This window comes from Sporosarcina sp. P19 (genome assembly GCF_002743165.1).
In the GTDB taxonomy this organism is placed as follows: domain Bacteria; phylum Bacillota; class Bacilli; order Bacillales_A; family Planococcaceae; genus Sporosarcina; species Sporosarcina ureae.
The window spans coordinates 1-20,516 of the sequence record NZ_PDYR01000019.1; the positions used below are offsets into that span (position 1 = coordinate 1).

Here is a 20,516-nt window from a genome sequence, read left to right on the forward strand (position 1 = left end):
TAACCCAAAGGTCACAGGTTCAAATCCTGTCCCCGCAACCAAGGTCCCGTGGTGTAGCGGTTAACATGCCTGCCTGTCACGCAGGAGATCGCGGGTTCGATTCCCGTCGGGACCGCCATTTTATACATACGCTTTGAAGAGCGTCTTTCTGGAAAATAACAAATGTGGCTCAGTAGCTCAGTCGGTAGAGCAAAGGACTGAAAATCCTTGTGTCGGCGGTTCGATTCCGTCCTGAGCCACCATTTATATGCCGGTGTAGCTCAATTGGTAGAGCAACTGACTTGTAATCAGTAGGTTGAGGGTTCAAGTCCTTTCGCCGGCATCCTTACTGGTGGGGTAGCGAAGTGGCTAAACGCGGCGGACTGTAAATCCGCTCCCTCCGGGTTCGGCGGTTCGAATCCGTCCCCCACCACCATTTAGGGGCATAGTTCAACGGTAGAATAGAGGTCTCCAAAACCTTTGGTGTGGGTTCGATTCCTACTGCCCCTGTATTTTTTAAAAATAATTATTTTGGCGGTCGTGGCGAAGTGGTTAACGCATCGGATTGTGATTCCGACATTCGGGGGTTCGATACCCCTCGTCCGCCCCATATTTTAAAAGCATTAACACTCATTACTATACTGTAAGTGATCATAACATGGCGGGCGTGGCGAAGTGGTTAACGCATCGGATTGTGATTCCGACATTCGGGGGTTCGATACCCCTCGTCCGCCCCATTAATGGGGTATAGCCAAGCGGTAAGGCAACGGACTTTGACTCCGTCACTCGTTGGTTCGAATCCAGCTACCCCAGTCAGTTTTGCGGAAGTAGTTCAGTGGTAGAATACGACCTTGCCAAGGTCGGGGTCGCGGGTTCGAATCCCGTCTTCCGCTCCACTATGTTGGCGGCATAGCCAAGCGGTAAGGCACGGGTCTGCAACACCCTTACCACCGGTTCGATTCCGGTTGCCGCCTTATAATTTTATATAATTACTTTACACGTGCCCGAGTGGTGGAATGGCAGACACGTCGCACTCAAAATGCGATGCCGCGAGGCGTGCCGGTTCAAGTCCGGCCTCGGGTATCACCAAGTCTTATTGTGTTAATTTGAATAAGACCTAAAGCATCTATAAACGTTGAAATATCAACGTTTGTAGATGCTTTTTATTATGTTTAAATACAAGTAGCTAATTTGACTGTACAATAGGACAGATTGTATTGATGTAATAAAATAACATAAAGTATGTTTACATACTAGCCTTTACTCTTATGAGTAAGGGCTTTTTCATATACTTTAGTATACTTCAAGAAATTTAAGTGTTCTTTAAGAATAGCGTAAGTGAATAGTAAGATGCATTGCATAGTATGGTAAATAGAAATAGTGCGACCAAGGAAAGGAAATAGATACTCTATGAAACCAAAAAACGGTTGGATATGGATACTAATATTTCTTATACTTATCGGAATATGCATAGGAATAAAATATAAAGGTAGGGATGTTCAAATTAAACAAGAAGCTCAAGCTGTAAATCGACTAAGTGCAGAGCAATTTGTGATGGATCATTTGATGAAACGAGACGGACGAATTCATACAAATATCTTAGAAAGAAAAAATGAGTATTTATCGGAAACCGTTGGGTTGTGGATGGAGTATTTACTAGTAAAGGACGATTCAAAGCAATTTAAACAGCAAGTTCGTGTATTAGAGAAATACTTCTTAACAAAAAAATATTTAGTAGTATGGGAGTTGAAAAAAGGAAAAGCTGCAAACTCGAATGCGTCAATCGATGATTTACGAATTATGAATGCATTATTTGAAGCAGGAGAGAAGTGGAACAAACCCGCCTATACAGCACTCGCTAAACGTATGGCAGATGGATTAAGAATATATCAGCTAAATGAAGAGTACTTAATCGATTATATCGATTTGAAATCGAAAGAGCAGGGGTCTGTCATCACGCTAAGTTACATTATTCCAGATGCGTTTGATCGTTTGAAACAACGCGGCTACATCTCTGCAACCGTCTATGACAATACGTTTAACTTGCTTACGGAAATGCCATATTCAGCCAAAGGATTTTTTCCGAAATCATTTGATGTTCAAACAAAACACTTTACTTACGACAAAAAAGTGAACTTAATCGATCAGTATTATATTGGCTATCATCGTGCTCAATGGAACGGAGACGTGACAGAATTATTGGAGTTCACTAAACGAGAAATGTCCAAACCACATGGTCGATTGTATGGTGTTTATGATTTGAAAGAGGGTAAACCATTCGCCGACTATGAAGCACCCTCCATCTATGCACTGGCAATCTTAATGTGTTTAGAACTTAAAGAGGTTGAATTGGCAAAGCAATTGTTTACTCAAATGAGAACACTTCAGCAAAACGATGACTCGAAACGATATTACGGTGGATATATCGACTTACCTACACTGGATACGCACACGTTTGATAACTTGTTGGCAATGATTGCAGAAAGGACAGTGGCTTATGAAAACATTTTTTGAAGGAAGTCAGTTTATACTCATAGTGTTATTGCTAGGAGTTCAATTGTCCACCTACTTATTGCTGCCGTATGGTGTGGAGGGGCTTGTATTAATCGCCTTTTTACTTCTGTTACTCAGTTACACGCTGTTAAGAGGTTCAGCCGCGGGGTTATTTTGGAGCTTGCCCTACTTACTAATACTTGGTGCTGTGCTCTTTGATAGTCAGTTTTTCAATCGTTTTGTAAAGGAAATTGAAGTTCCTCTACCTTATATGTTGGCCTACGGAATTGCTTTAATAGGTCTGATTTTACTTGCTGGTTATATACAAAACCAGCTAACTGATCAGAGGCAGTTAGTTTTGAAGCTTCAAGAGAGAATACGTCGATTTACAGCTGTTGATATTGAAACAGGGTTTGATAATCCAGAGCGAATGGAATTTGAAGTTACAGCGGAAATGAAGCGAATCGATCGATATGGAGGATCTTTCGTACTGCTAATTTTACAGATGGATCACTATGAAGAATTTCAAAAACTTTATGGTGAAAAGGAGAGAGCGCATCTTCTTTCGTCACTTGCTTATAAGTTGGGGGAGTTGACGCGGCAAACAGATCGGAAGTTCAGGTATGACACAGATAGACTAGCAGTTTTATTAACTAATACAACTGTCGAGTCCGTGGAAATAGTGTCAAGTAAATTAGAGAACAAACTTAAAGTCCATCAATTGTTAAGTGGTAATTTAATAGATCTCACGTTCCTAATTGGGCAGGTGACGTATGAGCCAGGTTCAGAATCCATGGATTATGAAGTGCTCATGGAGAAGGTTGAAAGTGAGAGGGTTAGCTATGTACTCTAAGATTTTGGTGCTAACGGGTTTACTTATATTCTTTAGCTGGAGTTCTATAACTGATACTTCGAGCGCGGCTGAAGCTAAGCCAACTATTCTATTCATTTACGCATCTGAAAAAAAACAAGTCGATGAAAACATTCATATGTTAGATGCGACATTTTCAGCTTTTGCTATGAAACAGCAGGTCGTATCTGCTGAAGACTTCACACCCGACTTATTGCGCGGAACAGATGTAGTCGTTTTTGTAGGGGATTTTGAAATAAAACTCCCTTCATTGCTCATTCAGGAAATCGATCGTTTTAAAGGAGAGATTATTGTCATTGGGTATAACGGAAGTCAATTCAAAGCATTCAACGAATGGAAGTTTCAAGATGAAGTTGAAATTAGCAAGCTTGACAATACATCACTTTCCATTCCGATGTCAGTAGTCGATGTGATACCTCCAGACGGGAGTGAACTAATTGAAGTCGGGAATAGTTTATATGCACAGCATCCGTATATCGTAAAAAATGGACGTCTGACATATATTGCTTCTTCTGCATTTGAAAACGATCAGAAATATGCCTTATCAAAACAGATGCATCAAATTATGGGCGTTGAAGAGCCTACAGTCCATCCCGCTTACATCCGACTAGAAGACATATCTCCTGTTTCAGATTATAAGCTTGTACAAGAAACTGGAGATTACTTAGCGGATCAGGGAATCCCTTTTTACTTAGCGGTCATTCCAGTGTATGTGAATAACGAGAATGGCGAAAAAGTCTTTATGAAATCCAATCAGAAGTTAGTTAACGTGCTTCGACATTTGCAAAGTCGTGGCGGAATCGTTATCGGCCACGGATATACACACTCTTATCGCTACGAAGAAACAGGGGAAGGCTTTGAGTTTTGGGATGATCAATTAAACCAGAAAATCACAACGGAACGGACTGATAAATTGCCGGAATCGTTACCAAAACGAGAGTCGTTTCGCTCAGAAAGTGAATACAGAATAATCATGGACAAAATGGATTTAATTGAAAAAGGCTATATCGAAACCAAACATCAAAAAGCGATTGGAGAGTTAGCGGATATTGGATTGTATCCGCTCGCTTTTGAAGCGCCTCATTATACGATGAGTTCAACAGGATACAAAATCACTTCAAATTACTTCACTTCAATTTTTGGGCAAGTTCAGTTGAGTGACGAGGACTGGGAGATTATGGACGCTCCACTGTTTGTATCGAATCCTTCAATTCTATCGGGGATGACGTTGTATCCTGAAACAATTGGCTATGTAAACCCTCAGCTAGAGGATCCTTTAGAAGTAGCTAAGGACACTGTCAAACGATTAAAAGATGTACCAGGTTCTATGGTTGGAGGGTTTTATCATCCGTACTTAGGGATGGAACACTTACAAGAAATGCTGGAACTCATCTATTCAGTCGGCACAATTGAATGGCTGGATTTGAGTGAGACAGAACAACGAGTGCAAACAGATCAGGTATTGGTACACCAACAAGCAAACGGTGAACTAACAGTAGAATCTGATCGAAATACTTGGAATCGTTTAGTGGAAAACTCCGTTGATAAACCGCTTGAAGCAATGCTCTGGGGGCTTTCGATTGTCGTCTTGTTGTTTATCATTGCCTTTTTCATCTACATTGTAAATTTACGCGCAGCGCTGAAAAAACGATTGTTTAGAGAGAGGGATTATAGTGGCTGATATTCTTTTTTATACATCACTAATACTTATATGGATGATGCTTCTCTATCATATGTTTCTAATGCAAGGTGGCTATCATCACTTTAAGACATTTGAGAAAGTCATTCCGCAATGGAAAAAAAACATGACAGATTTGCCTACAGTGAGCGTATTTATCCCTGCCCATAACGAAGAAGTTGTAATTGAACAGACGCTGAAAGCAATGGCGCGGTTGTATTATCCAAAAGAAAAATTAGAAGTTATTGTAATAAATGATAACTCATCCGATCGAACGGGCGCGATAGCTGCTCTTTATGGAGATAAATATCCATTTATCAAAGTAATTGAAACAGAGGAGCAAAATAAAGGTAAGGGAAAGTCTTCTGCTTTAAATGATGCCTTACAACGAACAGAAAGTGAAGTTATAGTTGTCTATGACGCAGATAATACGCCTGAGCCAATGGCAGTTTGGTATTTGGTTATGGGGTTAGTAAATGATCCAAAAGCGGGCGCAGTGGTCGGCAAATTTCGCGTGACAAATGCTCAAGCAACCTGGCTAACGAGGTTCATCAACATCGAAACGATTTGTTTTCAATGGATGGCCCAAGCAGGGCGGTGGAGTTGGTTCAAAGTAGCAACGATTCCAGGGACAAATTTTGCAATTAGACGGTCGATTATGAAAGAGCTTGGTGGGTGGGATGTGAAAGCACTCGCCGAAGATACCGAACTAACTGTACGGGTATATGATTCAGGCTATCACATTCGATTTTTTCCAGCTGCTATTACTTGGGAACAAGAACCGGAAACGCTTAGTGTTTGGTGGAAGCAACGTACTCGGTGGGCAAGAGGGAACCAATATGTAGTACTAAAATTTTTAATTCAGTTTTTCAAGTTAAAGCGGAAGCGAATTATCTTTGATTTGTTTTACTTCTTCTTTACGTATTTTCTCTTTTTCTTCGGTGTCATCGTCTCAAACGCATTATTTATCATCAATCTGTTTTATGACATTCAGTTGTCTGTAGGCAATGTCGCTTTAGTTTTATGGGGGTTAGCATTCTTACTATTCCTAGCTGAAGTTATGATTACGCTCAGTATCGAGAAAACACAAATGAATCGCAAAAATTTCTTCAATGTTATCTTAATGTATTTTACGTATTCCCAAATGTGGATTGTTCTCGTGTTTTATGCGTTAGTTCTTGAAACAAAAAGAGTGATTTTCCGGCAAGAAGTCCGTTGGTATAAGACGGAGCGATTCGAAAAGAAACGAGGAGATGTCTAATGAATAGATTTGTTGTTATGTTATTAATGAGTATAGGTTGTTTTATCGGAATGTCAATAGTCGGAGAACAGGTACTTGCAAAGTATGAAATTCAGGTAGCTGACGTTAAAGTGAGTCCGATTGATAAGCAAGTTAAGAATCGTCAATCGTTAACGAACAGATCTATCGAGCTCTATGGTCCAGTAGAAGAAAAAACATTCTTTTATGAAGTGAAAACTGAAACGGAAACAGTTGGGAATGAGGTGGTTTTCCACTTAAAGCATTCTGAACTACTTATTGAGCCTTCCGCTGTAACATTTAGTATCGATGATCAAACTGTACATTCCGCAGCGCTAAAGGAGAGTGAGTTAGCGAACAAAATCGTCATTCCTTTACCAAAAGAAGCACTGTCGATAGGTTTTCACACCATTACCGTATCGTTTAATGGCGTGCTAAAAGAAGGGATTTGTGTCGACCAGGAGATGCCAAGTAATTGGTTGAAAATCGGAATTGACTCTTACTTACAACTGCAAGGTCAACAATCTGAAGATGTCAGTTTGTCAGATTATCCGGAGGTTTTTAGTGCGAAAGATGATCAATCCGTTTCAGTGATCCTTCCGGATAAGCCTTCTTTAGAAACCAAAAGCGCAGGAAGTGCAATTGCTGCATTTTTAAAAAGTAAGTCTGAGAATAGTAAAAGAGTCCAAGTAATACGTGAATCTAAAGTGAACGTGATCGATGGAAATTTCCTTATAGTTGGAACACAATCAGAGTTTCAAACAAAACGGATAAAAAAGATGCTTACTGAAGCAAAAGTAAACGTTCCAGACAAAGGTCTTCTCTTATCTAGACATCGCTTAAACGAGAGTGCGGAGTCGCTGTTCATTCTCGTGAAAACTCCGCAACAATTCAAAGACCGAGTTGAAGTTCTACTTGATGACTCTTTGAGTAAACAACTTACAGATCAGCAAATGATTATTACATCGACACCTGCACTTGATAAAACGAGTGGTGTCATTCCATTGAAGAAATTTGGGATGAGTGATATTACATTTGACCGGACAAATAGAGTGAGTGATACGTATTTCGGGTACGCCCCACCGAGCTGGAATGCTAAACCAACATTAGAACTATTTTTACGCCGCTCAGATACATTGAAATATAGGGAAAATGAAGAAGGTGTAGAACTTTCAGGTGAAGATGTTGAATTAGTTGTTCACATAAATAACATTCCGTATCCAATTGATATTCGGGAACTATATGAAGAAGAGAACGGCGTATTCTCTGTTAAAATTCCTATCGAAGAAGGAACGATTCAAGAAAATCATCTAATTTCACTAAAAGTAGAAGTGAATGGCTTACGAAGAAAGAATCCTTGTTATAGCAACAACGAAAATCGCTGGGTGTACTTATCTGAAGACAGCTATTTCACATTCCAAGAAGGAGATTCAACTAGCGAAAAGACATTAAAGAGTTTCCCATATCCATTTAGTGATTCAGCGCAACAAACAAAAATCATCTTGCCACAGGGTCAAGAAGTTGCAGATGATGACCTAACGAAGTTAATCTCTTCGTTAACTGCATTTGGCAGGGTCCCTGCCATCGAACTTATTAAAGGGGAACAGTTTAAAGAAGCCGATGCAAAAAATAGTCATCTCATCTTCATAGGAGGAAGTGGGCTCCAACCTATATTGAAAAAGAATGAAAAAGATTTAATCATTCCTTTCATAGATGACATTCCCGATTTTCAAACGTTTGGATTTTTACAAGAAGCGGTTCAGCACTATAGCTGGATTCAAGAAAATCCTTGGAATGAAAAAGGGTATTCGATGATGGTTTTTGATGCAGCCAGCGCTGAAGCAAAATTGATTGACGAGCGATTCCTTGAGTCGCTAACAAATCTGAACGAAACGTCTACTATTGCAATTCAAACGAAAGAACATCATCTATATACAAATGCAAATGAATTTGAAGTGAAGAAAGGTAATTTGAAAGCGGCTCACATGTCTGACGCGAAGAGTTCGTTTAAGAATTCTAGCTGGTGGGTAGTTGGATTTGTAATTTTATTAATTCTCGCAGCAGGACTCTTTATTAGGGTGAAACAAAAACGACTAAAGAGTAGAGAGAACTAATAAAATGTAAAGTTTCTATACTAACTATTCTATTGTGAGGTGAATAAAATGCTCTTACGAGATGTCTTTAATACGCCACAACAAGATGTGCTGTATCAGCTGCTAGAAGAATCATTGTTAGTTGCCTATCTGTCATCAGATGGGCAATTTCTAGAAGTCAATAATCGCTTTTTAGAAACGTTTCACTATACACTAGAAGATCTCCACGGAAAAGAATGTACGATGTTATTAGATGGTCAGATTTACAATATCGAAGGTATCTCACGCTCTATCCATCAAGGAGAAGCTTGGAAAGGGGAAACGTGTTTCATCACAAAATACGGTGAGTTGAAATATTTAGAGTCTACGTTTGTGCCAGTTGCGGATTTGGAAGGGAGAATCGATAAAATTATTTCTATTCATATAGACCGCACGGAACAGAAAAATGCGATAAGATGGAAGGAGATCGCTTTTCAAAATGAAGTAACGAATTTACCGAACCGCAGAAAGTTGACTGAGGTTTTAAAGTATTATCCTAGAAAAAATTCAGAGTTCTCAGTGATAAATTTAGATATTGATAATTTTAAATTAGTAAATGATACGTATGGGCATGCTGTGGGAGATCAATTGCTATTCCAAATGGGGAACCGATTGAGCAATCTATCCTTTTGTAAAGACAGTGTGTTTCATGTAAGTGGTGATGAATTTGTTATTCTGATTCCATTTACAACTATTATTGATAGGACTGTGGAAGCCATTCATGCCGCATTTGCTACTGGTTTTGTCATAGATGATTTTGAGCTTACAGTGAGTACGAGTCTTGGGTATAGTTGTTATCCACAGGATAGTACTGACACATCACGGCTATTAGAACTTGCGGATACTGCAATGTATAGGACCAAGTTATTAAAACATAGATAATTTGGGAGCGTTACTTATTCTAAAAGAAAAAGACTTGAAGTCGTTAAGGGGGCTGTTTTGAATAATAAAAAGCTGTTGCTCATAACTGGATGCTTCATACTTATCCTTACGGGTTTTAGATTGCTATGGGTGCAACAATATGGTCCGACCAGTTATCCGAAAGCGGTAAACGGGCTGCTAGACCTTAGAGGGATAGACTTTGCAGATGAAACCATTCCGTTAAACGGTGAATGGCTGTTGTATCCTAGAAGTTTAATAACACCGGATACCTCATCTAGTAGCCCCGTTGAGATTACACTCCCAGGTGATTGGAAGAGCTACTTTGACGCTAGTTCTGAGACGGAAGATGCGGATTATTTTTATGGGACTTATCAATTACGAATTTTACTAGATCCGTCTACACAAATGGAACCGTATACGTTTTATATGAAAGATATCCGTTCTACGTCAAAGGTTTATATAAATGGACGGAACGTTTCAAACCAAGGAAGTGTCGCTACTTCGTCAGAAAAGTATAGCTCAGGTGCTCGACCATTCTTTGTAACAATTGACAGCGATGTGGATGAAATTGACGTGCTTATCCAGATAGCAGACACTGGACATACACGTATCGGAGGCATTAAAGAACCGGTTCAGTTCGGTTATTCAAAGAATGTAACCACTTTTTACACGCTATCGATTGTCCTTCAGATTTTGTCTGCAAGTATCTTAATCTTACATTTTCTTTTTGCTCTTATTATTTACTTTGGTTTTTCTAGAAGACTTGAAATGTTCTATTTGGCTATGGTTTTTGGCAGTGCAGCGATTTCGATTCTGATGGACGATGATCGGGTTTTCCTAACCATATTTCCCGAAATCTCTCCGCAGTTGTGGATGCATCTGTTTTCAATATCCTACGTGACATCCGTAATATTCCTGATGCTTGTTTTTAAACGTTTAGTAGATAGATCGACAAAGAAGAGAATAGGTGTAACTGTTGCTTATTACATGAGTCTTGGATTATATGTTATATATATATTCATGAGGGTGTTTGAGTGGTTTGCAGTTGCGCAATTTCTGTTTTCTTTCTTAATGCTCACTGTCCCTCTTATAATTGCTATTAGTTTGTATTTACTTCTCAAAGACGGTACTTCAAGTGTTATTTACTTACTACTAGCAGTAGTTAGCATTGCAAATAGTATTGGATGGGGCACTTTGAAAACAAATAGTATAGTTGTGTTGCCTTACTATCCATTTGACATAATGATTGCGGTTCTACTGCTTGCAGTCTTTTGGTTTAAACAATTCTTTAGAGTATCCAAAGAAAGTCAGGCGTTAGCAAAGAGGTTGCAGCGAGTTAGCGACCAAAAGGACGAATTCTTAGCAAATACATCCCATGAATTACGCAATCCACTTCACGGCATTATGAATATTTCCCAAACAATTTATGAAACTGATTGCCAGTTGTCGAAAGAAAGCAAGGAAAATATGGAAACCTTAATAACAATAAGTAAAAGAATGTCCTATATTTTAAATGACTTAATAGATGCTCAAATATTGAAAGAAAAAGGAATTCAGTTACATTTAGAAGAAGTCAATATTTCTGCGGTCGTAACAAGTGCGGTAGATGCACTCAAGTTTATGACTGAAGGGAAGGATATTCATTTCCGCATACAGATTCCTAAGGACTTTCCTTTTGTTATAGGGGATGAAAATCGCTTATTCCAAATTGTTTTCAACTTGGTTCATAATGCAGTGAAGTTCACAGGGTTTGGTGAAATTGTCATCACAGCAAGGACTGTAGGGGACACAGCGGAGATTTCAGTGCGAGATACAGGGATTGGGATGAATCCTGATGTGTTAGAATCTGTTTTCCAACCATATGAACAGGCAGATTCGAGTATCACAGCGCTTGGCGGAGGTCTAGGATTAGGGTTAGCCATTTGCGAACAGCTTGTTCACTTGCATAATGGTGATATCGGGGTTCAATCTGAACTAGGAGAAGGGTCTACATTTACATTTACAGTACCAATAGGAAAAGAGCGTACTCTTAAAGACGAGACGATTTCTCCAAATTCTATGACGTCAATCAGTAAGGAAACGAAATTTACAGACTCGAATGTTCCTGACGTAGGAGCTCAGATTCTTGTAGTAGATGATGATCCGGTAAATAGATCAGTCATTAAACAAATTTTGCAAAATAACGGTTTTGTTGTGACAACCTGCGCAAGCGGTTCACAAGCTCTCGCCTGTATAGATGAGAAAAAGTGGAGTTTGGTCATTACAGATGTGATGATGCCGCAAATGTCAGGTTATGAGTTATGTAAGCAAATACGTAAGCGCTACTCCATTGTAAAATTACCAATTCTGCTGCTAACGGCACGAAGTGCTGCAGAAGATGTACAAGTTGGGTTTCAGTATGGTGCAAATGATTACGTAAGAAAACCTGTGGATCGAATCGAATTAGTAGTACGCGTCCAAGCTTTAACCGATTTACAAAAATCCATGAATGAACGTACTGCAATGGAAGCGGCATGGTTGCAAGCGCAAATTAAACCACATTTCTTATTTAATACGCTTAATGCTATAGCCGCACTAAGCGAAGATGATCCGGAAAAAATGATGAATTTAATCAACCAGTTTGGTACGTATTTAAATTCCAGTTTTTCTACTCAAAATCTAAATCAGTTAGTGCCACTTGAGAATGAACTGCGTTTAGTCAAATCATACACGTATATTGAACAACAGCGTTTTAACGATCGTTTAAAGATTGAGTGGGATGTTCGAGTTCAATCGAAAGTGAAGGTGCCACCTCTATCCATTCAAACATTAGTAGAAAACGCGATTACGCATGGTGTGCTTTGTTTACCAGAAGGTGGAACAGTTACGATAACCATTGTTGAAGTATCAGATCATGTAGAGATTTCAATACATGATGACGGTATAGGAATGAGTGATGAAAGAATACGGACATTATTAGAACGCGAAAATGAGCAGGGTAAAGGAATTGGATTGATAAATACAGATAAGCGTCTAAAACAATTATTTGGAAATGGATTAGACATTACTAGTGAGATTTCTAAAGGAACAACTATATCATTTTATATAACTCTCTAAAAACTAAAAGAGGGCAATCACTATTCTAATAGAACAGTGATTGCCCTCGATTGTTTATTCTAAAAGTGAAGAAAAGAGTTCCATCGTTAACGAGTCTGGCGTAATGCCAAGATCTTCCATAATCAAGTCTTTTAGTTCATTAAAAACACGTAGAGCTTCTCCTCTGTTGCCATTGTTTATATGGAACTGGATAAGTTGACGAGTGTAATAATCGGAGTAGGGATCAGCTGCAATAAGACGTTGTAAGTATTTCTGTTTCTTTGTAGGCTGGGAGTCTGACGAGAAGTAATCAGCAACATTTTGAAGAGAATGAAGTAGCAGTTGTCTTAATGAATTGGCCTTTGCACCTGCCCACTCATAACCATTAACTTCTAAATAGTCTCCAGTATAGGTTTGCAGAAGCTTTTCGCATTGGGCAATCGTTTGCACAGTTACAATGGGTGATTCACTAAAATACTGTTCAAATTGTTGTGCGTCGGAGTGGAGTCCGTCTAACTGCATTGAATAACTGCCTTGTGCAAACTTAATGGCATTTGGATACCCTAAAGAATCTAGCAAGCTGCGCAAATAGGATATAGTTGTATGTAAGAGAATCTTGGCTCGTTTATATTCAACTTCTGGCCAAAGCGCATCGATTAGTGTATCACGGTGAATCGAGTCCTGTACATAGGTAATGAAATAGGCGAATAGTTCTTTAACTTTCGCTGTTTTCCATTTCACTTGCTCTGTCTCATGATATACCGTGAACTCCTTAAAACAAGTAATTTTAAACGAAGGACCCTGTTCTGTGGGGATGAGAACACTACCTTTAGAACGAATACTTAATTCTTCTTGTAGGCGATGGATAGTTTTTAACAGGCGATCCAGCAATATTGGTTTTAATAGGTAATCAATGGAATGTAGCTCGAAAGCTTGCACTGCATAATCTCGATAAGCAGTTACAAATACAATTAATATGTCTTTGTTCCAATCCAAGATTAAATCCGCCAATTCTAAACCGCTCATTCCAGGCATATCAATATCTAAGAAAATAACATCAAATGGAATCGATCTCATATTTTTTAATACTTCAGTCGCATTGGAATACGAGGCTACGATTTCAACTTCGCTTGTCTTCAATAATTGTTTCTTCATCTGTTTTAAAGCTAGGTGCTCATCGTCTACAAGTATTGCCCGTATCATTGTGATTTTCCTCCTCAACTTATCCACTTCCCGAACACATTCTATCATTATGTCAGATTGTGGAAATATAAACAAGGCTGACGCTAATTGAAAACAGTTTTAAAAACTATAATATCTACATCCTTATGGATATTTGAATGTTTAAAACGGCACTATAATAAATATTGAGGTTAATATGTTTTTACAAAAATGAAGACAACCTGAGAACATCTAAGTACAAGATGTAAATACAGGACTCGGGACATTGTATCTAGTTTTTTAAAGTTCCCACCCTAAATGAAACACTTTATATAGTAGCATTACAGATTCTCTGGAAAAGAGAGAATTTTATTTTGTGGGTAAACCACAAAAAATATATTCGCTGTAGGTGTCTCTAATGCCTACTATTACTGAGTTCCCATTTCTTGATTATCTCAGAAATTCACTTTGTCCCGAGTCCTGTTATATCAAAAAAACATGCCTCTTCTTTACAATTCCTCAATTTTTGCTATCCTGTAGAAACAATGAGAAAGGAGAAATCCGAAGTGAAACTTGATTATACTAGTGCGATACCATTGCATATTCAATTAAAAGATATCATTGAAAAACAAGTAGCGGAAGGGATTTTTTCTGAACAAATTCCGAGTGAACGCCAGTTTATAGGAGAATACAACATTAGCCGTAGTACGGTGCGTGAAGCCATCAATCTATTAGTTCGGGAAGGGATTCTTGAAAAGAGGCACGGTAAAGGTACATTTGTTTCGTTAAAACCGATTCATGATTGGCTTGGGAATTTAAGTAGTACGACGGAAGCCATCCGTGACATAGGAATGAAACCTGGGGCAAAACTAATCACGCATTACAAAACTATACCGTCGACTTATATTCAGGAGCGAACTGGGTTTACAGAAGCCTATTTTATAAAAAGAGTGCGTTATGCGGATGATATTCCAATTGGTATTGAACGACATTATTATCCAATTGCGATTGGAGAAGAGTTAATTAAATATAATTTAGATAATGCTACACTTTACGATTTAGTTCAAAATGAACTAGGTATACAGTTCGCCGAGGCAGATCAAACGATTTCGAGTGGGTATTTGTTGCCAGAGGATATGGAGTATTTGGATGTTCCAGCTAATACAAATGTTATGATTGCGGTGCGAATTATTAAAGATCAAGCTGGTTCTGTTGTTGAAATGGAAGAAGCATTTTATCGGAGTGATATGTATTCCTTTAAATTGAATCTATCACGAAAATTCGGGTAGTATTAAATGCTATCCCCCAATAATTACGTATTGTAATAAGATGTATTGAGTTTTCAAATATCTGAATTGAAAAAAAACATTGTAAACTAATACCACTTTCGTATACACTATTTATAAACCTACTACAACTGGTCCGGACGTCACGACCTATCGCATAAATGTTGTGCTGGTTAATTAAGGGAGAATGGAGTGATTTTCATGATTATTGGGGTTCCTCGTGAAGTTAAGAACAATGAACACCGAGTTGCACTTACACCATCTGGAGTTACGGCTTTTGTGCATGCAGGACATCGTGTGTTGGTGGAAAGCATGGCAGGTAATGAAAGCGGTTTCTCGGATGAGGAATATAGAGTATCAGGTGCTGAAATTGTAGCTACAGCGGGTGAAGCATGGGCGGCAGAGATGGTGATGAAGGTCAAAGAACCGCAACCTGAAGAGTATAGTTACTTAAGGGAAGGCTTAATTCTATTTACGTACCTCCATTTAGCTGCCGAGGAAAATTTAACGCGACAACTTGTTGAGAAAAAGGTAACTGCAATCGCTTATGAAACAATTCAGAACAGTAATGGTTCATTACCACTTTTAGCTCCAATGAGTGAGGTTGCTGGGCGGATGTCGGTTCAAATTGGTGCACAGTTTTTAGAAAACTCCAAGGGCGGAAAAGGTATTCTTCTTGGTGGTGTACCAGGAGTTAAACCAGCAAATGTTGTCATCATTGGTGGTGGTGCTGTAGGAACAAATGCCGCGAAAATGGCGATCGGTCTAAGAGCGAATGTAACCATTATTGATATCAATGCAAATCGTCTCCGTGAATTGGATGATATGTTTGGTGGAACTATCACAACCTTAATGTCAAATCCACTAAACATTCAAGAGGCAGTAGAACATGCAGATCTATTAATTGGGGCAGTACTGATACCAGGTGCTAAAGCTCCGATATTGGTTTCTGAGGATATGGTAAAGAAAATGTCCAAAGGGTCTGTCATTATTGATGTTGCAGTTGATCAAGGAGGATCGATTGAAACAATTGACCGTATTACGACACATGATGACCCAACATATCTGAAAAATGGCGTATTGCATTATGCTGTTGCAAACATGCCTGGTGCCGTAGCGAGAACATCAACTATATCATTGACGAACAATACAAGTCATTATGGTGTTTTACTCGCGAATAAAGGATTACAGAATGCGGTTGAAACAAACGAAGCATTTGCCAAAGGTGTAAATACACATGATGGATTTGTAACATACGAAAAGGTTGCCACTACACACAACATGCCTTATAAATCACTATCTACTATCTTTACTGAAAAACCAGTTTCTTCCTTTTGAACCTACTGTTAAGTTAGAATGATAATAGAATGGGGGAAAGACCTATGAAGACAGCAGTTGAAATGAGTAATATGATGGAAAAAACAACATCTCATTTATGGAATGCAATGCATCGCCACAATCCAAATGCACAGCAAACGGTTGGAGTATCAGGTGAAGGATCATGGTTTACAGATGAGAACGGAAATAAATACCTCGATGGTGTGTCAGGTTTGTGGTGTTTGAATCTTGGTTATGGGCGTCAAGAAATAGTGGACGCAGCCACAGAACAAATGAAAAAGCTATCTTATTTTCCGTTAACAATGAATCATCAACCTGCCGTCGGATTGGCGAAGAAAATAAGTGAATTGTTAGGTGCGAGTTATCAAACCTTCTTTTCTAATAGTGGTTCTGAGGCAAATGAAACGGCTTTTAAAATCGCGCGTCAATACCACAGCCAAACGGGGAATCCAGGCAAATTTAAATTCATTTCGCGTTATCGTGCTTACCATGGATCGACACTTGGGGCATTAAGTGCAACCGCACAAGCAAATCGCCGTGTCAAATATGATCCAGGGGCGCCAGGGTTTTTACATGTATATCCACCTTATAGCTATCGCTCAATCTTTGGTGGAGATCCGGAAGAGTCTGATTTAAAAGCTGCGCAAATGCTTGAAGAAATGATCAATTGGGAAGGAGAAGAGACTGTAGCAGCCTTCATTATGGAACCGTTCATTTCAGGTGGAGGTGTCATTATCCCATCTAATAAATATATTCAACGCGTTGCGGAAATTTGTAAAAAGTACAATGTATTACTGATTATGGATGAAGTCGTTTCCGGTTATGGTCGAACAGGTGAAATGTTTGGCTTCATGCATGCAGAAGGCGTTCAACCCGACATTGTGACAATGGCAAAAGGTTTAACAAGTGGTTATTTACCGCTTGGAGCTACAGCTGTTAAATCGGAAATCTATGATGTGTTTAATCAGGAAGGAAAAGATAATCACTTCCGACATGTTTCCACTTATGGTGGTCATCCAGCTTCATGTGCTGTTGCACTTAAAAATATTGAAATTATTGAGAGGGAAAATATCGTTGATCGTGTACGTGAGTTAGGCGAAACGAAATTAGGTAAACTAGATAGTCTAATAGACCACGAAAATGTTGGGGAAGTTAGGCGGGTTGGTTTTCTACTTGGGTTGGAAATGGTAAAAGATAAACAATCAAAAGAACCTCTGGATGATTTGAAGATGGCTGAAATCGTTGGCAAGTGCAAACAAAAAGGCTTGATTATTGGTAAAAATGGTGACACTGTCCCAGGTCAAAATAATGTTATCATCGTTGCACCACCATTAACAAGCACGGAAGAGGATTTGGATTTCATCGTTGAAACAGTAGAATCTGTTATTCGTAGTCTCTAAATTAACCCTGACTCACATGCTGCTAATCTGGAGTAAAGAGCGGGATGGATGGGAAGGTAATATAGATGAATTACGAAAGATTAAAAACATTTATTGCAGTTGCTGAAAAGAAAAGCTTTTCTGACGCAGCAAAAATATTGTATGTTACTCAACCTACGATTACATCACAAATAAAGGCGCTGGAAGAAGAACTAAATACTAAGCTATTTGAGAGAACCACGAAAAAGGTAGCAATGACTCTATCCGCACATGTTTTATTGAAATATGCCAAAGAGATTATCCGTTTAAGTGATTCAGCTCAAAAGGAAATTTTGCAAATGGAAAACACTATAACTGGTGATTTAAGTATGGGATGTAGTCTAACAATAGGTGAGTATATACTTCCAGAGTTCTTAAAAAGATTTATAGATTCGTACCCACTCATTCAAATGAGTGTTAAGATCGAGAATTCAAACAAAATCGTAGATAATCTTAAAGATCAATTAATTGATGTTGGGTTAATTGAAACACCAATAGAGGATCCACAAATTACTCTGGAACCAATTTTAGAAGATGAACTTATTTTGATTGCTGCACCAGATTATTTTTCTAATAATGAACTGAATATTTCATTGGATCAACTGAAAGAAACACCGCTTATTATTAGGGAAAAAGGATCAGGTACACGAGCTGTTGTGGATAAATATTTAAAACAGGCCGGACTTTCATTAAATGATTTAAATATAGTTATGGAGTTTGGAAGTACTGAGGCTATTAAAACGGCTGTTGAATTAGGCTTGGGAGTGTCGTTCATTTCAAAAAGTGCGATAAAAAAAGAATTAAAATTAAAATTGCTAAAGACATATTCAATTAAAAATATATCTTTTTATCGCTCCTTTTACATCGCATTTTGTAAAGATCGCGTTTTAAAATCATCAACTGAATTATTTTTGGATGAGTTACGAAGTATTATTCGGGAAAAAGAAGTAGGTACTCTAATCCACCTACCGACGAGCAATGCTCGATGTAAATAGATTGAAAAATCAGTAATTATATTTAGAGGAGGAATTTTAAAATGGTAAAAGAACAAACAATGGTGAAAAAAGCAACGAATCAAAAGGTTAAAATGACACCAAGCGAGGCAATCGTCGAAACACTTCTAGCGGAAGGTGTTAAAGAGGTTTATGGTATTTTGGGCTCGGCCTTTATGGATATGCTAGATTTATTCCCGGCAGCTGGTATAAAATTCTTATCGGTTCGTCATGAACAAAGTGCTGGACATATGGCGGATGCCTTTACACGTGTTTCCGGTGTTGCAGGGGTTCTTGTTGGACAGAACGGACCAGGAATTACAAATATGGTAACGTCCGTTGCAGCTGCGAACCAAGCACATACACCAATGGTTATTATCTCCCCTTCAGCAGGGACGCCTACAATTGGTTGGGATGGATTCCAAGAATGTGACCAAGTTTCCATCTTTAAAGAAATTACGAAAGAAACAGTCCGCGTAACACATGTGAGCCGTGTAGCTGATTGTCTGCGTACTGCTTTCCGAATTGCGTATGCTGAGCGCGGACCAGTATTGTTCGATATTCCACGTGATCTATTTTATGGAGAACTGGAAGAACAAATTCTGCAGCCACATCAGTATCGTGTTGATGCCAGAGGTTGTGGTGACCCCGCATCGATTAAGAGAGCTGTGGAACTATTAAAAGACGCAAAATACCCTGTTATTATTTCGGGACGTGGCGCAGTAGATGCAGATGGTATTGATGCGGTTGCTCAAATAGCTGAGCATTTAACAGCACCTGTTGCAGTAACATATATGCACAATGATGCTTTCCCTGCAAATCACCCACTTGCAGTTGGGCCAATTGGTTATATGGGATCAAAAGCTGCAATGCATACGCTGAAAAAAGCAGATGTCGTTCTAGCGATTGGAACACGTCTATCGGTATTTGGAACATTACCTTGTTACGATATTGATTATTTCCCGAAAAACGCTAAAATAATTCAAGTCGATATTAACCCACGACAAATCGCACGAACACATCCCGTGGAGGTTGGAATTATTGGCGATGCAAAAGCAGCGAGTGACGAGATTTATAAACAATTAATTTCTGCCTTACCATCTCCAGAGAAAAAACAGGATCGTTTGGAAGAGCTTGGCAAGGTCAAGGAAGAATGGGAACAAGAACTGATCGACTTGGCAATGGTAGACGGTAGTCCAATCAACCCACGTCGTGCCTTGTTAGAATTAAGAAAAGCCTTGCCTGAAAACACGATTATCTCATCCGATATTGGAAACGTATCATCGACTGCCAATGCATACCTGAAATTCAATCAATCTAGACGTCATATCGCAGCATTAACATTTGGTAATACTGGCTTTGCTTATCCAGCAGCACTTGGAGCTCAGCTGGCCGAGCCGGATTCACCAGTAGTAGCCATCATTGGTGATGGTGCATGGGGAATGAGTTTGCATGAAGTAAGCACGGCTGTGGAACAAGATATTCCTGTTATCGCTTGTGTGTTTAACAATAAATCATGGGCAGCAGAGAAAAAGAATCAAGTCGACTTTTATGATAACCGCTTTGTCGGCGCCGATATTGATGCGCCTGATTTCGCTGAAGTAGCTAAATCAATGGGAGCAATTGGCCATACGATTACTAATCCAGAGGATATTGGACCGATAGTAAAAGAGGTTTTGGAGCAACGTAAGCCAGCAGTCCTAAACATCTTCGTGGACGGGACACAGCTTGCACCACCATTTAGAAAAGACGCATTAAAAATGCCAACAAGATTTTTGGATAAATATAAACACCTAGATCATGATGCATGGAAAAAATAAAAATAAATAAGTAAGCAAAAACATCTCCATACTGGCCTATGCTAGCATGGAGATGTTTTGTTATGAGAAAGAGATAACATTTATCATCTATTAACTAACCTTTCAGGCACAATAAATAAGTTTTCGGCCTTGA

Annotated in this window: 13 protein-coding genes and 11 tRNA genes; 23 read left to right on the forward strand and 1 reads right to left on the reverse strand. The window is 38.9% G+C overall.

Annotation, left to right across the window (positions count from 1 at the left end; translation table 11 throughout):
* The first annotated feature begins 42 nt into the window (after positions 1–42).
* The 18 genes from CSV74_RS15100 to CSV74_RS15185 all read left to right on the forward strand — a co-directional run bounded on the left by CSV74_RS15100 (position 43) and on the right by CSV74_RS15185 (position 12,389).
* A tRNA-Asp gene (locus CSV74_RS15100) sits at positions 43–118 on the forward strand.
* A 48-nt stretch (positions 119–166) separates the two neighbouring features.
* A tRNA-Phe gene (locus CSV74_RS15105) sits at positions 167–242 on the forward strand.
* Positions 243–249: 7 nt separating this feature from the next.
* Positions 250–322 (forward strand) — tRNA-Thr (locus CSV74_RS15110).
* Positions 323–330: 8 nt separating this feature from the next.
* Positions 331–415, forward strand: a tRNA-Tyr gene (locus tag CSV74_RS15115).
* 3 nt (positions 416–418) lie between these two features.
* Positions 419–489: transfer RNA gene (locus tag CSV74_RS15120), tRNA-Trp, on the forward strand.
* Positions 490–513: 24 nt separating this feature from the next.
* Positions 514–589, forward strand: a tRNA-His gene (locus CSV74_RS15125).
* A gap of 51 nt (positions 590–640) precedes the next feature.
* Positions 641–716, forward strand: a tRNA-His gene (locus CSV74_RS15130).
* 4 nt (positions 717–720) lie between these two features.
* Positions 721–792: transfer RNA gene (locus CSV74_RS15135), tRNA-Gln, on the forward strand.
* Between the two features lie 8 nt (positions 793–800).
* A tRNA-Gly gene (locus tag CSV74_RS15140) sits at positions 801–875 on the forward strand.
* 7 nt (positions 876–882) lie between these two features.
* Positions 883–953: transfer RNA gene (locus CSV74_RS15145), tRNA-Cys, on the forward strand.
* Between the two features lie 28 nt (positions 954–981).
* Positions 982–1,062 (forward strand) — tRNA-Leu (locus tag CSV74_RS15150).
* 327 nt (positions 1,063–1,389) lie between these two features.
* Positions 1,390–2,493, forward strand: a complete 1,104-nt coding sequence (locus tag CSV74_RS15155) for a glycosyl hydrolase family 8 (RefSeq protein WP_099692302.1) — start codon at positions 1,390–1,392, stop codon at positions 2,491–2,493.
* The gene (locus CSV74_RS15160; protein WP_099692303.1) at positions 2,477–3,325 is read left to right on the forward strand and encodes a GGDEF domain-containing protein; all 849 of its coding nucleotides are present in this window, start codon (positions 2,477–2,479) and stop codon (positions 3,323–3,325) included. Before CSV74_RS15155 ends, CSV74_RS15160 begins: the two co-directional genes overlap by 17 nt.
* Complete coding sequence (locus CSV74_RS15165; RefSeq protein ID WP_158231819.1) at positions 3,315–5,024, forward strand: DUF2334 domain-containing protein; 1,710 nt, start codon at positions 3,315–3,317, stop codon at positions 5,022–5,024. Before CSV74_RS15160 ends, CSV74_RS15165 begins: the two co-directional genes overlap by 11 nt.
* The gene (locus CSV74_RS15170; protein ID WP_099692305.1) at positions 5,017–6,282 is read left to right on the forward strand and encodes a glycosyltransferase family 2 protein; all 1,266 of its coding nucleotides are present in this window, start codon (positions 5,017–5,019) and stop codon (positions 6,280–6,282) included. The genes CSV74_RS15165 and CSV74_RS15170 overlap by 8 nt, the downstream gene beginning before the upstream one ends.
* Positions 6,282–8,393 carry a cellulose biosynthesis cyclic di-GMP-binding regulatory protein BcsB gene (locus CSV74_RS15175; protein ID WP_099692306.1) on the forward strand — a complete coding sequence of 704 codons (2,112 nt, stop codon included), beginning with the start codon at positions 6,282–6,284 and terminating at the stop codon, positions 8,391–8,393. The genes CSV74_RS15170 and CSV74_RS15175 overlap by 1 nt, the downstream gene beginning before the upstream one ends.
* A gap of 48 nt (positions 8,394–8,441) precedes the next feature.
* Entirely contained in the window at positions 8,442–9,293 is an 852-nt protein-coding gene (locus CSV74_RS15180; RefSeq protein ID WP_099692307.1) for a sensor domain-containing diguanylate cyclase, read from the forward strand.
* 57 nt (positions 9,294–9,350) lie between these two features.
* Entirely contained in the window at positions 9,351–12,389 is a 3,039-nt protein-coding gene (locus CSV74_RS15185) for a hybrid sensor histidine kinase/response regulator (protein WP_099692308.1), read from the forward strand.
* A gap of 54 nt (positions 12,390–12,443) precedes the next feature.
* Here the strand turns inward: CSV74_RS15185 and CSV74_RS15190 are convergent, their stop codons facing one another.
* Positions 12,444–13,571, reverse strand: a complete 1,128-nt coding sequence (locus CSV74_RS15190) for a response regulator (protein ID WP_158231820.1) — start codon at positions 13,569–13,571, stop codon at positions 12,444–12,446.
* A 524-nt stretch (positions 13,572–14,095) separates the two neighbouring features.
* On the opposite strand from CSV74_RS15190, the gene CSV74_RS15195 reads away from it, so the two are divergent.
* The 5 genes from CSV74_RS15195 to xsc all read left to right on the forward strand — a co-directional run bounded on the left by CSV74_RS15195 (position 14,096) and on the right by xsc (position 20,383).
* Positions 14,096–14,818: a GntR family transcriptional regulator gene (locus CSV74_RS15195; protein ID WP_199170367.1), complete on the forward strand. Its 723-nt coding sequence runs from the start codon at positions 14,096–14,098 to the stop codon at positions 14,816–14,818.
* A 198-nt stretch (positions 14,819–15,016) separates the two neighbouring features.
* A complete protein-coding gene (ald, locus tag CSV74_RS15200; protein WP_099692310.1) occupies positions 15,017–16,153 on the forward strand; it encodes an alanine dehydrogenase in 1,137 nt (378 codons plus the stop codon).
* A gap of 44 nt (positions 16,154–16,197) precedes the next feature.
* Positions 16,198–17,553, forward strand: a complete 1,356-nt coding sequence (locus tag CSV74_RS15205) for an aminotransferase (protein ID WP_029054158.1) — start codon at positions 16,198–16,200, stop codon at positions 17,551–17,553.
* Positions 17,554–17,618: 65 nt separating this feature from the next.
* Positions 17,619–18,566 carry a selenium metabolism-associated LysR family transcriptional regulator gene (locus CSV74_RS15210; RefSeq protein ID WP_099692311.1) on the forward strand — a complete coding sequence of 316 codons (948 nt, stop codon included), beginning with the start codon at positions 17,619–17,621 and terminating at the stop codon, positions 18,564–18,566.
* Between the two features lie 41 nt (positions 18,567–18,607).
* Positions 18,608–20,383 (forward strand): sulfoacetaldehyde acetyltransferase, encoded by a 1,776-nt coding sequence (gene xsc, locus CSV74_RS15215; RefSeq protein ID WP_099670867.1) that lies wholly within the window; start codon positions 18,608–18,610, stop codon positions 20,381–20,383.
* The last annotated feature ends 133 nt before the right edge of the window (positions 20,384–20,516 follow it).

Coding starts and splice junctions, on each gene's coding strand:
- CSV74_RS15155 (WP_099692302.1), top strand. CDS start 1,390: ATGAAACCAAAAAACGGTTGGATATGGATACTAATATTTCTTATACTT.
- CSV74_RS15160 (WP_099692303.1), top strand. CDS start 2,477: ATGAAAACATTTTTTGAAGGAAGTCAGTTTATACTCATAGTGTTATTG.
- CSV74_RS15165 (WP_158231819.1), top strand. CDS start 3,315: ATGTACTCTAAGATTTTGGTGCTAACGGGTTTACTTATATTCTTTAGC.
- CSV74_RS15175 (WP_099692306.1), top strand. CDS start 6,282: ATGAATAGATTTGTTGTTATGTTATTAATGAGTATAGGTTGTTTTATC.
- CSV74_RS15180 (WP_099692307.1), top strand. CDS start 8,442: ATGCTCTTACGAGATGTCTTTAATACGCCACAACAAGATGTGCTGTAT.
- CSV74_RS15190 (WP_158231820.1), bottom strand. CDS start 13,571: ATGATACGGGCAATACTTGTAGACGATGAGCACCTAGCTTTAAAACAG.
- ald (WP_099692310.1), top strand. CDS start 15,017: ATGATTATTGGGGTTCCTCGTGAAGTTAAGAACAATGAACACCGAGTT.
- CSV74_RS15205 (WP_029054158.1), top strand. CDS start 16,198: ATGAAGACAGCAGTTGAAATGAGTAATATGATGGAAAAAACAACATCT.
- CSV74_RS15210 (WP_099692311.1), top strand. CDS start 17,619: ATGAATTACGAAAGATTAAAAACATTTATTGCAGTTGCTGAAAAGAAA.
- xsc (WP_099670867.1), top strand. CDS start 18,608: ATGGTAAAAGAACAAACAATGGTGAAAAAAGCAACGAATCAAAAGGTT.